Source organism: Streptomyces sp. NPDC087844, from assembly GCF_044742785.1.
In the GTDB taxonomy this organism is placed as follows: domain Bacteria; phylum Actinomycetota; class Actinomycetes; order Streptomycetales; family Streptomycetaceae; genus Streptomyces.
Genome location: NZ_JBIUVD010000004.1, coordinates 214702 through 229805 on the forward strand (window position 1 = coordinate 214702; position 15104 = coordinate 229805).

11 protein-coding genes are annotated in these 15104 nt (G+C 69.8%); 3 read left to right on the top strand and 8 right to left on the bottom strand.

Translation table 11 applies throughout. From position 1 onward, the window contains the following. Positions 1 to 148: 148 nt before the first annotated feature. Both ACIOKD_RS10830 and ACIOKD_RS10835 read right to left on the bottom strand, forming a co-directional pair. A complete protein-coding gene (locus ACIOKD_RS10830) occupies positions 149 to 2764 on the bottom strand; it encodes an ABC transporter permease/substrate binding protein (protein WP_402081125.1) in 2616 nt (871 codons plus the stop codon). After that, entirely contained in the window at positions 2757 to 3845 is a 1089-nt protein-coding gene (locus tag ACIOKD_RS10835; protein WP_402081129.1) for a glycine betaine/L-proline ABC transporter ATP-binding protein, read from the bottom strand. Before ACIOKD_RS10835 ends, ACIOKD_RS10830 begins: the two co-directional genes overlap by 8 nt. Positions 3846 to 4138: 293 nt before the next feature. Between ACIOKD_RS10835 and ACIOKD_RS10840 the strand changes: the two genes are divergently transcribed. The 3 genes from ACIOKD_RS10840 to ACIOKD_RS10850 all read left to right on the top strand — a co-directional run bounded on the left by ACIOKD_RS10840 (position 4139) and on the right by ACIOKD_RS10850 (position 7149). Beyond that, a complete protein-coding gene (locus ACIOKD_RS10840) occupies positions 4139 to 5086 on the top strand; it encodes a 5'-3' exonuclease H3TH domain-containing protein (protein WP_402081724.1) in 948 nt (315 codons plus the stop codon). Between the two features lie 126 nt (positions 5087 to 5212). Continuing rightward, positions 5213 to 6064, top strand: a complete 852-nt coding sequence (locus ACIOKD_RS10845; RefSeq protein WP_402081132.1) for a siderophore-interacting protein — start codon at positions 5213 to 5215, stop codon at positions 6062 to 6064. Positions 6065 to 6192: 128 nt separating this feature from the next. Then, on the top strand, positions 6193 to 7149 hold the full coding sequence (locus tag ACIOKD_RS10850) for an RluA family pseudouridine synthase (protein WP_402081134.1): 957 nt from the start codon (positions 6193 to 6195) through the stop codon (positions 7147 to 7149). An 18-nt stretch (positions 7150 to 7167) separates the two neighbouring features. Here the strand turns inward: ACIOKD_RS10850 and ACIOKD_RS10855 are convergent, their stop codons facing one another. From ACIOKD_RS10855 to ACIOKD_RS10880, 6 genes are all read right to left on the bottom strand, one after another. Further along, entirely contained in the window at positions 7168 to 8649 is a 1482-nt protein-coding gene (locus ACIOKD_RS10855) for a cytochrome P450 (RefSeq protein WP_402081137.1), read from the bottom strand. Positions 8650 to 8813: 164 nt separating this feature from the next. Next, a complete protein-coding gene (locus ACIOKD_RS10860; RefSeq protein WP_402081139.1) occupies positions 8814 to 9428 on the bottom strand; it encodes a GTP-binding protein in 615 nt (204 codons plus the stop codon). Further along, positions 9409 to 9849, bottom strand: coding sequence for a DUF742 domain-containing protein (locus tag ACIOKD_RS10865; protein WP_402081142.1), 441 nt, complete (start codon positions 9847 to 9849; stop codon positions 9409 to 9411). Before ACIOKD_RS10865 ends, ACIOKD_RS10860 begins: the two co-directional genes overlap by 20 nt. Further along, entirely contained in the window at positions 9846 to 10253 is a 408-nt protein-coding gene (locus tag ACIOKD_RS10870) for a roadblock/LC7 domain-containing protein (protein ID WP_402081145.1), read from the bottom strand. The genes ACIOKD_RS10865 and ACIOKD_RS10870 overlap by 4 nt, the downstream gene beginning before the upstream one ends. Then, positions 10250 to 11860, bottom strand: coding sequence for a sensor histidine kinase (locus ACIOKD_RS10875; protein WP_402081147.1), 1611 nt, complete (start codon positions 11858 to 11860; stop codon positions 10250 to 10252). The genes ACIOKD_RS10870 and ACIOKD_RS10875 overlap by 4 nt, the downstream gene beginning before the upstream one ends. 375 nt (positions 11861 to 12235) lie before the next feature. Then, positions 12236 to 15097 carry a DEAD/DEAH box helicase gene (locus ACIOKD_RS10880; RefSeq protein ID WP_402081150.1) on the bottom strand — a complete coding sequence of 954 codons (2862 nt, stop codon included), beginning with the start codon at positions 15095 to 15097 and terminating at the stop codon, positions 12236 to 12238. Positions 15098 to 15104: the final 7 nt, after the last annotated feature.

Below are 15104 nucleotides of genomic sequence, written 5' to 3' on the forward strand. Positions count from 1 at the left end.
GTTGTGCCCCCCCCTTTGGTGTTCCCCCACACCTTTTTCCCGGCCCCCCCCCCCCCGGGGGTTTGGGGGGGGGGGGGGGGGGGTCCCGGGGGGGGGGGGGGGGGGGGCCCCCCCCCCCCCCCCCGCCCCTCGTCGTCGTGCTCGTCCGCTACTGCGGAGTCATACGTTCCACCATGTCCGGGTGCTCCTTGAGCCACGCGGCGACGGCGTCCTCCTCGTGTCCCTGGCCGCGGTCCTTGATCTCGGCCTCCAGGCTGCCGAGTTCGTCCTCGCTCATCGTGAAGTTCTTGATCCACTCGGTGAGCTGCGGATACTGCCCGGGGAACTTCTTGTTGGAGATGGTCCGGATCGTGTTGCCCTCACCGAACAGCTTCTTCTCGTCCGACAGCTTGGTCAGCTCGTACTCGCTGTAGGCCCAGTGCGGGGACCACAGGACGACGGCGACGGGCTCCTTCTTGGCGTACGCGCGCTTCAGCTCGGCCAGCATGGCGGGCGTGGAGCCGTCGACGACCTCGTACTCCTTGTCCAGGCCGTAGCCCGGCAGCACGTCCTTCTTCAGGAGGTTCATCTCGCCGGTGCCCGGCTCGATCCCGATGATCCTGCCGTCGAAGGTGTCGGCCTTGCCCTTGAGGTCCGCCAGGGACTTGACGCCCTTGACGTAGGAGGGCACCGCGACCTCCAGGGAGGTGGGCTCGTACCAGGTGCCGAGGTCCTTCAGGTTGTCCTTGTGCTTGTTCCAGTAGTTCGACTGCGCGTACGGCAGCCACGCGTCGAAGTTGAGGTCGATGTCGCCGGAGGCGAGGCCGGTGTAGACCGGGCCGACGTCCATCTGCTTCAGGTTCAGCGTGTAGCCGCGCCGGGCCAGGACGTTCTTCCACAGGTACGTGACGGCGACGTCCTCGTCCCACGGGAACCAGGCGACGTCGATGGCGTTCTTCGCCTCGGCGGGGGTGCTCGACGAGGAGCTCGCGACCGGGGCCAGCGTGTCGACGACCTTGGAGTTGCTCTTCAGCCAGGTGCGCACGGCCTCCTGCTGAGCGCCCTTGCCGGCCTTGTTGATCTCCGCCTCAAGGCTGGTGAGCTGCTTCTCGGTCATCTTGAAGTTCTTGAGCCACTTGCCGACGACCGGGTTCTGCTTGGCGAACCCCTTGCGGGAGAGCGTGTGCACACCGTCGCCCTCGCCCCAGGCACCCTTGGTGTCCTTGAGCTTCTTCAGCTTGTACTCGCTGTACGCCCAGTGCGGCGACCAGAGCGTGCCGACGAACGGCTCCTTCTTGGCGTACGCGCGCTTCAGCTCGGCCAGCATCGCCGGCGTGGAGCTGTCGACGACCTTGTACTCCTTGTCGAGCCCGTACTCCTTGAGGACCTTCGTCTTGAGGAGGCCCATCATTCCGGCGCTGGACTCGATGCCGGTGATCTTGCCGTCGAACTCGTCGGCCTTGCCCTTGAGGTCCGCCAGGGAGTCGATGCCCTTCATGTAGGCGGGCACGCTCAGCTCCAGGGACGTCGGGCCGAACCAGGAGCCCAGGTCGTCGAGCTGCTTGCCGTACTTCTTCCAGTACTCCGCGTGGGTGGTGGGCAGCCACGAGTCGGTCTGGAAGTCGATGTCGCCCTGCGCGAGGGAGGTGTAGAGGGGGCCCGCGTCGAACTGCTTGACCCTGACGTCGTAGCCGCGCTGCTCCAGGATCTCCTTCCAGAGGAAGGTGGAGGCCACGCCCTCGTCCCACGGGATGTAACCGATGGTGATCTTCTTGCCCTGTCCGACGTTCTTCGAGTCGGACGCGGTGGTCTCGCTGTCACCGGAGCCGAAGACGCCCATACCGCCCGCGACGAGCGCCAGCACGACGACGCCGATCACGGCCACGGTGGGCTGCGGACGGTAGGTCCAGATCTTCAGGCCCCGCGCGGCGCTCAACTTGGCGGCGGCGCGGCGGCCGAGCGGCGAGACCTGGGTGCCCAGCGCGCTGGTCATCCGGTCCAGGTAGATGGCGAGGATGACGATGGCGACGCCCGCCTCGGAGCCGAGGCCGACGTTCAGCTGGCCGATGGCCTCGTTCACGTCACCGCCGAGGCCGCCGGTGCCGACCATGCCCGCGATGGCGGCCATGGACAGGCCCAGCATGATGACCTGGTTGACGCCCGCCATCACGGTGGGCAGAGCCAGCGGCAGCTGGACGCGCAGCAGGATGTTGCCGGGGGTGGTGCCGAACGCGTCGGCCGCCTCGACCAGCTCCTTGTCGACCTGCCGGATGCCCAGCTCGGTCATCCGGACGCCGGGGGCCAGCGCGAAGATCAGGGTGGCCACGATGCCCGCGGGGGCGCCGGTGCCGAAGAACAGGATCGCCGGGATCAGGTAGATCATCGCCGGCAGCGTCTGCATGAAGTCGAGCACGGGCCGCACGATGCTGCTGACCCGGTCCGAGCGGGCCGCCCAGATGCCGACGGGCACGGCTATGACGAGCGCGATGACCGTCGCCACCAGTACGAGCGACAGGGTGATCATCGCGTTCTCCCACAGTTCGAGGGAGTCGATGAACGCGAATCCCACGAAGGTGAGGAGACCTGCCGAGGTGCCGCGCAGCCAGAACGCGATGACCGCGAAGATGCCTGCGAGGAGGAGCGGTTCGGGGGCCTGCAGGACGGCGTTGATGCCGTCGTAGGCGCCGAGGAAGACGGTCTTGCAGAAGTCGAAGAGCCACGCCATGTGGTTCAGCAACCAGTCGACCGCGTCGTTGACCCAGTCGCCGAAGGGGATTCTAGGCATCGGTCTTCACCGCTCCGAGGTTCTTGTCGCGCGGGGTGTCGCACGGTGCCGGTTCGCCCTGTTCGTCGCCGAGGAAGCCGACGAGCCGTCGCCGTGGCACGACCCCGACCAGCTTGCCCTTCTTGTCGACGACTGCGACGGGGTGCGTCAGCCGCGCGCTGATCGCGCACAGGTCACCGAACGAGGTGTCGGGCCTTGCGGTCTCGCAACCGCAGTCCGCCTCGTCGCCGCGCAGCTCCGTGTCCATGACGGAGGCCGCGGTGAGGACCCGGGAGCGGTCGACGTCCTGGGTGAAGGAGGCCACGTAGTCGTTCGCGGGGCGTACGAGGATGTCCTCGGCGGTGCCGATCTGCACGATCCGGCCGTCCCGCATGACGGCGATGCGGTCGCCCAGGCGCATGGCCTCGTTGAGGTCGTGGGTGATGAAGACGATGGTCTTCTTGAGCTTCTTCTGGAGTTCGATCAGCTGGTCCTGCATGTCGCGGCGGATCAGCGGGTCGAGCGCGCTGAAGGCCTCGTCCATCAGCAGCAGGTCGGCGTCGGTGGCGAGCGCCCGGGCCAGGCCCACACGCTGTTTCATACCGCCGGACAGTTCGTCGGGCCAGGACTTCTCCCAGCCGGCGAGGCCGGCCAGCACCAGGGCCTTGTTGGCGCGCTCGTGGCGTTCGGCGCGCGGCACCCCCTGCACCTCAAGGCCGTACGCGGCGTTCTCCAGGACGCTGCGGTGCGGGAAGAGCGCGAAGTGCTGGAAGACCATGCTCACCTTGCGGGAGCGGACCTCGCGCATCTCACGGTCGTTCAGCGCGGTCAGGTCCTGCCCGTCGAAGACCACGCGGCCCCCGGTCGGCTCCAGAAGCCCGTTGAGCATGCGCAGCAGCGTGGACTTGCCGGATCCGGACAGTCCCATCACGACGAAGATCTCGCCCGGTTCCACCGTGAAGGAGGCGTCGATCACCGCGGCGGTGATGCCGTCGGCGCGCAGTTCCTCGCGGTCGGCTCCCCCTCGCAGTCGCTCGACGCCCTCGCCGGGTCGTCTGCCGAACACTTTGTAGAGCTGTTCCGCCTGCAGCCTGGATGACACAAGTACCTCTCCGGTAGAACGAAGACGGCCCGCCTCCCCCGCCGGCGGGCCGTGGAGCGATGCGGGTTCCGCCCGCTCATCCGGTCCGCGCATGTTCAGGTGTTGTTGAAATGCGACCGGGTTCGCTCCGCGTGCGCCCCTGCCCCCGTTGCGGTGGCGCAAACCCGACCGTGTCCCAGTTCACATCTTGTTTACTTTCGGACAGTTGCGGAACTCGCCTTCGCCCGCCTGTCCGTGCGGGCCTTTCGCGCACTGTCCGCGCCCGGCGGTGACTGTCAGTGGCGTACGGCATGATGCGAGGCGTGACGCAGCAGACTCAGCAGCCCCGGCGAACCATGCTCCTCGACACGGCCTCCCTGTACTTTCGCGCCTACTTCGGGGTGCCGGAATCCGTGAAGGCCCCGGACGGCACTCCCGTGAACGCCGTGCGGGGACTTCTTGAGTTCATCGACCGGCTGGTGAAGGACCACCGGCCGGACGACCTGGTGGCCTGTATGGACGCGGACTGGCGCCCGCAGTGGCGGGTCGACCTGATCCCCTCCTACAAGGCGCACCGCGTGGCCCAGGAGACCGAGACCGGACCGGACGAGGAAGAGGTGCCCGACACCCTCTCGCCGCAGGTGCCGGTCATCGAGGAGATCCTGGACGCGCTGGGCATCGCGCGCGTGGGCGTCGAGGGGTACGAGGCGGACGACGTGATCGGCACGTTCGCCGGCCGCGCCACGGGCCCGGTCGACATCGTCACCGGCGACCGCGACCTGTACCAACTGGTGGACGACGAGCGGGGCGTCCGCGTGCTGTACCCGCTCAAGGGCGTCGGCTCCCTGCAGCTGACGGACGAGGGCTGGCTGCGCGAGAGGTATGGCGTGGACGGGCCGGGGTACGCGGATCTCGCGCTGCTGCGCGGTGACCCCAGCGACGGACTGCCGGGCGTGCCGGGCATCGGCGAGAAGACGGCCGCCAAACTGCTGGCCGAGTTCGGGGATCTGGCCGGGATCATGGCGGCGGTGGACGACCCGAAGGCCAGGCTCACTCCGTCGCAGCGCAAGCGCCTGGACGAGTCACGGCCGTACGTGTCGGTCGCGCCGAAGGTCGTCAAGGTGGCCGGTGACGTGCCCCTGCCGGAGGTGGACACCGCGGTGCCGCGCGCGCCACGCGATCCGGCGGCCCTCGACGCGCTGGCGGCGCGCTGGGGTCTCGGCGGCTCACTGACGCGCCTGCTGTCGACTCTCGGGTCCTGAGAGGGACACTGGACATGTGGGGTCGCACGACTGCCCCCTGTTCAACCGAGGCGTGTCACGGGGGTGCGGCGCAGGGAGTGGTGCTAACTTAGGTAAGCCTTAGCGAACTTTATCCAGGAGGCCGTTATGGCAGAGCGTCCGGCACGCAGGACTCCCAAGCCGCACTCCGCGCGAGTCGTCCGTACGGAGCGGCTGACTCCGCACATGCAGCGCGTGGTCCTCGGGGGCGAGGGGCTCGCCGACTTCACCGCGGGCACCAGCACCGACCATTACGTGAAGCTGCTGTTCGGCGCCGAGGGCGTGACGTATCCGGAGCCCTTCGACATGGCGCGGATCCGCGACGAGTTCCCCCGTGAGCAGTGGCCCGTGACGCGTACGTACACCGTGCGCGCCTGGGACCCCGAGCAGCGTGAACTGACCCTAGACTTCGTGATCCACGGCGACGAGGGGCTTGCCGGGCCTTGGGCGACCCACGTACAGGCGGGCGAGCTCGTGCGGTTCCTCGGACCGGGTGGGGCGTACGCGCCGGACACCGAGGCCGACTGGCATCTGCTGGCCGGGGACGAGAGCGCGCTGCCCGCCATCGCCGCCTCGCTGGAGAGCATGCCGATCGGGGCGCGGGTGTGTGCCTTCGTGGAGGTCTCGGGGCCGGAGGAGGAGCAGAAGTTCGACTCCGCCGTGGAGGTCGTCTGGCTGCACCGCGGTGACCGGCCGGTCGGCGAGGCCCTGGTGGCGGCCGTCCAGGCACTGGAGTTCCCGGCGGGCCGGGTGCACGCGTTCGTGCACGGCGAGGCGGGCTTCGTGAAGGAGTTGCGGCGGCTGCTGCGCGTCGAGCGGGGGATCGCGCGCGAGGACATCTCCATCTCCGGGTACTGGCGGCTGGGGCACAACGAGGACGGGTGGCAGGCCGCGAAGCGGGACTGGAACGCGCAGGTCGAGGCCGAGCAGGAGGGTGCGCCTCCTGCCGCCTCGGCCTGAGATGCTCCCCTCCGGGGCGGGGTCCACAGGGTGGCTGCGGGTCCGTGGGGGCCGGTCGCGCAGTTCCCCGCGCCCCTCGAAAGCAGGGCCTCGCCCCGGCTCTTGCCCCCTCTGCGTACGCTGACCAGGTGAGACGCAGAAGCAGGATTCCGCCCTCTCCCCTGCCCCAGCGCGAAGGGGTGGATCCGGTGCGGGTGCGGCTGCCGGCCGACGGGGCCTGGAGCACCGTACGGGAGCATTTGACGGAGCGGCTCGCACCGCGGGCCGCGGCGATCGACGAGATGCTCGCCGCCGGAGAGATCGTGGACGCGGACGGGCGGCCCGTGACGGCGGACACCGCGTACGTGCCGGGGTCGTTCGTGTGGTTCCACCGGGAGCTGCCCGACGAGGAGCGGGTGCCGTTCCCCGTCGAGGTCGTCTTCCGCGACGAGCACATCGTGGTCGCCGACAAACCGCACTTCATCGCCACGACGCCCCGGGGCAGTCATGTCACCGAGACGGTTCTCGCACGGTTGCGGCGGGAACTGGGAGTGCCGGCGCTGGGCGCCGCGCACCGGCTCGACCGGCTCACCGCCGGGCTCGTGCTGTTCACGGTGCGGCCCGAGGAACGGGGCACGTACCAGTCGCTGTTCCGCGACCGGCTCATACGCAAGGAGTACGAGGCGGTGGCCCCGTACGCGCCGGCGCTGGACCTGCCCGTCACCGTCCGCAGCCGGATCCTCAAGGAGCGGGGGGTGCTCGCCGCGCGGGAGGTGCCGGGCGAGCCGAACGCCGTGACCCGGGTCGAGCTGATGGAGCACTGGGAGGGCCGGGCCCGCTACCGGTTGCTGCCGCACACCGGGCAGACGCATCAACTACGGGTGCACATGAGCGCTTTGGGTGTGCCGATCCTCGGCGACCCGCTGTATCCGGAAGTCACCGGCCCCGTGCCGACCGGTGACTTCCGGCGCCCGCTGCAACTGCTGGCACGGGTGCTGGAGTTCACCGATCCGGTCACGGGGCACAGCCATTCGTTCCGCAGCGGACGGACACTCCTGGCGTGGTCCGCGCACGACGACTGGGCCGGTGACGGACAGACCCGGTGACGTCCGTGGCAGTCGGGCTCAGTAGCCGCGCCACCAGCGCACGAAGCGCTGCCAGGCGCCGAGCCGGTGTCCCGGTCCGGTGACCGGGTCGGCGGCCGAGGGCTCCGGCAGGTCGATCGTGGGACGCGGCACCGGGGCGGCGTCCGGGGACGGGTCGGAGAGGTCCCAGTCCGGACGCGGGCGGGGCACGTCACTGACGCCGGGCCGCTGCATGACGTCCTGCGGCGAAGCCGGGGCGAACACGACGGGCAGTTCCGCCAGATGCCGCGAGGAGATCGACGCGGTCCACGTCAGGTCGTCCTCGTCCACGGCTAGCCGGACGTCCGGAAGCCGCTTGAGGAGCGCGTCGACACCCACGTCCGCGATGGCACGGCCGATGTCCTGGCCGGGGCACTCGTGCGGGCCGCCGCCGAAGGCGAGGTGCGAGCGGTTGCCCATCATGTTCGCCTTGAGGTCCGGGCGGACGTGCGGGTCGACGTTGCCCGCCGCCATCCCGAAGAGCAGCCCGTCGCCCTTGCGGATGCGCTGCCCGCCCAGCTCCGTGTCCTGCTTGGCGAAGTAACCGAGGACGTTGCTGAAAGGCGGCTCGTTCCACAGGGACTGCTCCACCGCCTGGGGCACCGTCATCTGGCCGCCGTTGAGCTGGGCACGGAAGCCCGGGTCGGTGAGCACCACGCGCAGCACGTTGGCCAGGAGGTTCGCCGTGGCCTCGTACGCGGCGAGGAGGACGACCCGCAGGTGCTGGCCCACCTCCTCGTCGGTGAGTGCGGCCGGGTGGTTGATGAGGTGGCTGGTGAAGTCCTCGGCGGGCTCGGCCCGGCGGCGGACGGTGAGCCGCATCAGCACGCTCATGACGTACTCGTTGCTGGCGATCGCGGTCTCGGTGCCCTTGAGGAGGTCCCGGGTGGCCTGCACCATCCGGTCGTCGTACTCCTCGGGCATGCCGAGGATCTCGCACAGCACCGCCATCGGCAGGTGTTCGGCGAACTGCGAGACCAGGTCGGCGGTGCCGCGGTGGCAGAAGTGGTTGACCAGTTCCTGGGTCCAGTGGCTGATGTGGCGGCGCAGGTCGCGGGAGTTGATGGTCGACATGGCGCCCATCACCGAGCCGCGCAGCCGCTGGTGTTCGTCGCCCTCGGCGTGGGAGCAGATGGGCTGCCAGGTGATGAGCGGCATCAGCGGGTGGTCGGCGCCCGCCGTGCCGTCCAGGAGCGGGGTCCAGATACGGCTGTCGCGGGTGTAGACCGAGGGGTTGCTGATCATGTGGAGGTTCTCGCCGTGTCCGAGCACCATCCAGATGGGCACGTCGTTGTGGAGCAGCACGGGCGCGACGGCCCCGTGCTCGGCGCGCAGCTTCTCGTACAGGCCCGCCAGATCCTGCGCGTCGGGTCCGTACAGCCGGCGCAGCCCGCCGGGGCCCGTGCCGTGGGCCGGGCAGCCCGGCGGCGGCCCGGACATGGGGTCGTCCGTGTCGGTCAGGGAGTGGGATTCAGGCGTCACGGTGATCGCTTTCGGGAATGGGGAGTTCCGGCTTACCGGATGTTCGGACAGTGCGTGCGCGGCAGGTTGAGGACAGGGGCGCAGCCCCGTCTGCAGGGGCGCGGGGGAACTGCGTTACCAGCCCCTGCGGACCCGCAGGTCATCACGGCCCCCGAGCGGAGCGCCTACGTCGAGGCCATCGCGATGGAGTGCAGGAACCGCATCAGTGTCATCAGGACGTCCCGGCTGGAAGCCCGCCGGCGCGCGTCGCACGTCATCATGGGGATCTCCTCGGACAGGTCGAGCGCGGCCCGCAGGTCCTCCATGGGGTAACGGGGCCCGTCGGGGAAGTCGTTGACCGCGACGACGAACGGCACGCCGCGCTCCTCCAGGCGTCCGATGACGTCGAAGCTGACTTCCAGACGCCGGGTGTCGACCAGGACGACCGCGCCCAGAGCGCCCTCGAACAGTCCGTTCCACAGGAACCAGAAGCGCTCCTGTCCGGGGGTGCCGAACAGGTACAGCACCAGTTGTTCGGTGATGCTGATGCGGCCGAAGTCCATCGCGACGGTGGTGGCCGTCTTCGTGTCGGAGCCGTAGTTGTCGTCGACACCGATGCCGGCCTGCGTCATGGTCTCTTCGGTGGTCAGCGGCCTGATCTCGCTGACGGAACCCACCATCGTCGTCTTGCCGACCCCGAATCCGCCCACGATCACGATCTTCACCGCGGCGGTCGCCGTGTGCGGGAGATGGTCCTCGGCGCGGGGCCCCGGGACGGTGTCAGAGCTTTTGAAGTCCATGCATCACCGCTTCGAGAAGGGAACGGTCGGGCAGCTCCGCTCGGACTATGGGAGCGCGCGCCTGTACCAGTTCAGCCGTCAGCAGCTCGGTCAGCAGTACGGTCACCACGCTGAACGGCAGATTGAGATAGGCCGATACCTCGGCCACGGACATGGGGGCCTGACAGAGCCGGAGCAGCGCCGACTGTTCCGGCTGGGCTGTGGGCGGGGCGTCGGCGCACGCCACGATCAAGGTCACCAGGTCGAGTTCGGCGCGGTCGCCGCCCTCGACCTGGCCGGTGACGACATACAGCCGTTCCGGCTCGCGGGGCCGGCCCTGCCCGAAGGGCCCGGCGTGTCCGCCGGGCCCTTCGGGCGGGGGCGCGGGTTTCGGTTTGGGGGCCGCCTTGGGCAGGCGGCGGCGTCGTTGGGGAGGACTCATACGGTCTGCCCGTTCCGCCGGGGCGGACTCGTGAGGTGCGCGCCGATCCGGACGACGAGGTCACGCATCCGGGCGCTCATGAGTCCGGCGTCGACGTGGGCCTCCGCCAGCACCGCGAGATAGGCGTTGGGCCCCGCGGCCATCATGTAGAAGTAGCCGCCCTCCATCTCGATGATGACCATGCGCATCTTGCCGTCGGTTTCAGGGATCTCGGTGGCGACGGCCCCGGCGAGGCTCTGGAGTCCGGCGCAGGCCGCGGCGATACGGTCGGCGGCGTCGGGGTCGCCGCCGTACCGGGCGATGCGCAGACCGTCGGCGGAGAGGACGACCACCTGCCGGGTGCCGTACACCCCGTCGGACAGCTCCTTGAGCATCCAGTCGAAATTGGCGCGCTGCTGGATCACGTGAGGTCCCCCTCGTCGTCGGCCTCGGTGCGGGCCGGACTGTTCGTCGCTCCGGGCGTCTGCTGCTGGTCGCCGTCGCCGCCTTTGAGGCCGGCCATGAACGCCTCGACCCACAGCCCGGGTTCCTTCTCTTCCTTCTTCTTCTTGGGCACCTGGGTGGACGACCGGGTCCAGTCGATGACGGGGCGGCCCTCCTTGCGCGCGGCCTCCGCCTCCGCCGCGGCGGCCCTGGCCTCCCTCACCCGCTGGCTGTAGGGGACCGTGACCCGGCTGCGGCGCTGCGGCAGCCCGTTGGCCGTCCACTCGGTGACCTCGGGGACGTCGTCCTCCATCTCGTCCGGCCTGGAGGTACGGGGCCCGGTGGTGGGGCGGCGCTTCTTCTCGACGCGCTGGGGGCCCTCGACGCCGTCGAAGTCGACCTTGGGTACGGCCGCCGCGCCGATGCCGTGGGCGAGACCGGGCGCGTCGTCCTCGGTGAGCAGCTTGCGCGGTACGACGAGGACCGCGCGTACGCCGCCGTACGCGGACTGCCGCAGGGAGACCTGCATGTCGTACATGTCCATGAGGCGGCCGACGACGGCGAGGCCGAGCCGGGGGTCCTCGCCGAGCTGGTTGAGGTCGGGGCCTTCCGCCGCCTGTGCGAGCATCCGCTCGGCCCGGGTGCGGGCCTCCTCGCTGAGGCTGACGCCGGCGTCCTCGATCTCGATGGCCACGCCGGTCTGCACCTCGACGGCGGTGACGTGGACCTTGGTGTGCGGTGGCGAGTAACGCGTGGCGTTGTCGAGGAGTTCGGCGGCGGCGTGGATGACCGGCTCGACGTGGATGCCGTCGACGCTCACCTTGGCGATGGAGTGCAGCTCGATGCGCCGGTACTCCAGGATGCGGGACATGGCACCGCGCAGCACGCTGTACAGCGGGACCGGCGCGGGCCACTGGCGGCCGGGGCGGCCGCCGCCGAGCACGGCGATGGAGTCGGCGAGGCGGCCGATCAGCGCGGTGCCGTGGTCGATGCGCAGCAGGTCGTCGAAGACCTCGGGGCTGCGTCCGTGGTCCTCCTCCATCTCGCGGAGTTCCACGTTCTGCTGGTGGACGATCGCCTGCACGCGGCGGGCGATGTTGACGAAGGAGCGCTGCGCGGCCTCGCGCTGCAGTTCCTCGCGGTCGATGATCCGCAGCAGTTCGATCAGGAGTGCGCGCTGGGAGCGGGGGATGTTCCGCTGGGCGGGGTCGTTGTCGACGAGCCGCCGGACCGTCTCCTGGGGCGACCGGCCGCCGCGCATCGCCTTGAGCACGGTGGGCAGCAGGTGCTCGCGGAGGTGGTCGATCTCGGCGTCGTGCAGGGAGACGCGCCGTTCCATGGATGCTGTGCGGCGGGCGAGCTCGGCCCGTGCCGCGCGGATGACCCGGCCGCGCCGGATCGCTTCCGCCGTTGTGGCGATCACGAGCAGGGTCGCGACGGCTCCACACCAGGCGACGGCCGCGCGAGCCGGCTGCGTCACCAGGGCGACGGCGGTGCCGGTCGCGGCGGCCATCACTATGGCCGGCAGCAACAGCACGCGCGCGTAGGGAACATCGCGGCCACCGGGAGGCAATTGAACACTCACCATGTATGCCCTCTGAGACAAGTCGACTGGAGGTCTGGGGGGGGAGGTATCTGGATCTTCAGAACTCGGGGGAACAAGCGCACGAATTCATCCCAACTCGGTGCGCTGCGGGCGAGCTTAGTCCGACCGGATCATCGCCGTGTCATGTTCAGCAACCACCTGAAATCGCCCCCGCAACAGGAGTACGCTCTGCCCCATTTACACGCCACGCGTTCAAACGAACACCCAGTGTGACGACGTACGGGCATACGAGAACCCCCCGTCAGAAGGGGTGACGGCGGCTTTCGCGCCGCCGCGGGACATGCCGGGACCCGGGCACCCTCGCGGTCGGGGTCCCGGGTCCGTCCTCTCGCTCGGCGTCTCAGCGCCTCCGGCGCCTCAGCCCACCGACGAGTACGCCACCACTCCGCGCAGCAGTTGATCGACCGCCTTGCGGGCGTTCTTCGCCACCGTCGAACTCGCCGCCCCGGAGATCGGCGCCGCCGCCGAGATCTGGCCCAGCACGTCGATGACCTGCTTGCACCAGCGCACGAAGTCGCCGGCCGGCATCTCCGCCTCGCGCAGCACCTCGTCGAGACCCTTGCCCGACGCCCACTGGTGCGCCGCCCAGGCGAAGCCCAGGTCGGGCTCGCGCTGGCCCACGCCCTCGGTCTGGGTGATGCGGAAGTCCTCCTCCAGGGCGTCCAGGCGGCCCCAGATGCGGACCATCTCGCCCAGCGCGGCCTTCGCCCTGCCGGACGGCAGTTTGGGCGCCATCGCGTCGTCGGCGGCCCGGGACTCGTACACCAACGCCGAGACGCACGCGGCCAGTTCGGCCGGTCCGAGGCCCTCCCAGACTCCCTCGCGCAGGCATTCGCTGGAGAGCAGGTCCATCTCGCCGTACAACCGGGCGAGCCGCTTGCCGTGCTCGGTGACCTCGTCGTGGCGCAGGTAGTCCATCTCGGTCAGCAGCGCCACGATGCGGTCGAAGGTGCGGGCGATGGTGTTCGTCCGGCCCTCGATGCGCTGCTCCAGCTGCGCGGTGTCGCGACGCAGCCGGTGGTAGCGCTCGGCCCAGCGCGCGTGGTCCTCGCGGTCGCTGCACCCGTGGCAGGGGTGGGCCCGGATGGCGGTGCGCAGGCGGGCGATCTCACGGTCGTCGGCGGCCTCGGCGCGCTTCTTGCGGTGCCGGTCGGGCACGATGTGCCCCGCCTTGGTCCGCAGCGCGGAGGCCAGGTCGCGGCGCGACTGCGGCGAGCGCGCGTTGAACGACTTCGGGATGCGCATCCGCTCCAGCGCCTCCACGGGCACCGGGAAGTCCATCGACGCGAGCCGCTTGACCTGCCGCTCGGCGGTGAGCACGAGCGGCCGGGGCCCGTCGTGCTGCTCGAAGCCACGGTGGCCGTTGGACCGCCCCGCGGGCAGCCCCGGGTCGAGGACCAGCGCGAGCCCCGCGAACTTGCCGGTCGGCACGTGGATGATGTCGCCCGGCTTGAGCTTCTCCAGCGCGACGGCCGCCTCGGCCCGCCGCAGGGAGGCGCCCTGCTTGGCCAGGTCGGTCTCCCGGTCCGTCAGCTCGCGCCGCAGTCGCGCGTACTCGTCGAAGTCCCCGAGGTGGCAGGTCATCGACTCCTTGTAGCCCGCAAGGCCCTCCTCGTTGCGCTGCACCTGGCGGGAGATCCCGACGACCGACTTGTCGGCCTGGAACTGCGCGAAGGACGTTTCGAGCAACTCACGCGAACGGTGCCGCCCGAACTGCTCGACGAGGTTGACCGCCATGTTGTATGAGGGCTTGAAGCTGGAACGCAGCGGGTACGTGCGCGTGCCGGCGAGTCCCGCGAGGTGATCGGGGTTCATACCGCGCTGCCACAGCACCACCGCGTGGCCCTCGACATCGATGCCACGGCGGCCGGCCCGACCGGTGAGCTGGGTGTACTCGCCGGGGGTGATGTCCGCGTGCTGCTCGCCGTTCCACTTGACGAGCTTTTCCAGCACCACCGAACGGGCAGGCATGTTGATGCCGAGGGCGAGGGTCTCGGTGGCGAACACGGCCTTCACCAGGCCGCGTACGAACAGTTCCTCGACGACCTCCTTGAACGTCGGCAGCATGCCCGCGTGGTGGGCCGCGATACCGCGCTCCAGGCCTTCCAGCCACTCGTAGTAGCCCAGAACGTGCAGGTCCTCGTCCGGGATGGACGCCGTGCGCTCCTCGACGAGGGCACGGACCCGTTCCCGGGCGCCCTCGTCGTTCAGCCGCAGGCCCGCGTGCAGGCACTGCTGGACGGCCGCCTCGCAGGCCGCGCGGCTGAAGATGAACGTGATGGCGGGCAGCAGCCCTTCGGAGTCGAGCCGCTCGATGACCTCGGGCCTGCCCGGCGTCCACACCCGGGACCGCTGCCTGCGCTCGCGCTCCCGGTCGGCGTCGCGCATCGCGCGGCCCCGCTTGCGGTCCTGGTACGACGGACGGCTCGCCTCCATGCGCGCCAGACGCGTGAGGTCGGGGTTGACGGCCTTCCTGGAGCCCTCGCCCTCCTCGAAGAGGTCGTACATCCGCCGGCCGCCGAGCACGTGCTGGAACAGCGGGACGGGCCGGTGCTCGGAGACGATCACCGCGGTGTCGCCGCGCACGGTGTCGAGCCAGTCCCCGAACTCCTCCGCGTTCGACACGGTCGCCGACAGCGACACCAGCGTGACCGACTCGGGGAGGTGGATGATCACTTCCTCCCAGACGGCGCCGCGGAAACGGTCCGAGAGGTAGTGCACCTCGTCCATGACGACGTACCCGAGACCGAGGAGGGTCTGCGAGCCCGCGTACAGCATGTTGCGCAGCACCTCGGTGGTCATCACGACCACCGGGGCGTCGCTGTTCACGCTGTTGTCGCCGGTGAGGAGGCCTACCTTGTCCGCGCCGTAACGGCGGGACAGGTCCGCGTACTTCTGGTTCGACAGGGCCTTGATGGGTGTCGTGTAGAAGCACTTCTTGCCCTGCTGGAGGGCGAGATGGACGGCGAACTCGCCCACGATCGTCTTGCCCGAGCCGGTGGGCGCGGCCACCAGGACTCCTTTGCCCCCTTCAAGAGCTTTGCAGGCCTCGATCTGGAAGGGGTCGAGGCCGAAGTCGTACATCTCGCGGAAGCCGGCGAGCGCGGTGGCCTGCTCGACAGCGCGCTTCCGTGCTGCCGCGTACCGCTCGGCCGGTGAGAGGTCGTCTGTCATCGTGCTTTCGAGACTACCGGCCACCACTGACAACAGGACGATCATTATCCGA

Coding starts and splice junctions, on each gene's coding strand:
- ACIOKD_RS10830 (WP_402081125.1), bottom strand. CDS start 2,764: ATGCCTAGAATCCCCTTCGGCGACTGGGTCAACGACGCGGTCGACTGG.
- ACIOKD_RS10860 (WP_402081139.1), bottom strand. CDS start 9,428: ATGGACTTCAAAAGCTCTGACACCGTCCCGGGGCCCCGCGCCGAGGAC.
- ACIOKD_RS10875 (WP_402081147.1), bottom strand. CDS start 11,860: ATGGTGAGTGTTCAATTGCCTCCCGGTGGCCGCGATGTTCCCTACGCG.
- ACIOKD_RS10840 (WP_402081724.1), top strand. CDS start 4,139: ATGCGAGGCGTGACGCAGCAGACTCAGCAGCCCCGGCGAACCATGCTC.
- ACIOKD_RS10845 (WP_402081132.1), top strand. CDS start 5,213: ATGGCAGAGCGTCCGGCACGCAGGACTCCCAAGCCGCACTCCGCGCGA.
- ACIOKD_RS10880 (WP_402081150.1), bottom strand. CDS start 15,097: ATGATCGTCCTGTTGTCAGTGGTGGCCGGTAGTCTCGAAAGCACGATG.
- ACIOKD_RS10865 (WP_402081142.1), bottom strand. CDS start 9,849: ATGAGTCCTCCCCAACGACGCCGCCGCCTGCCCAAGGCGGCCCCCAAA.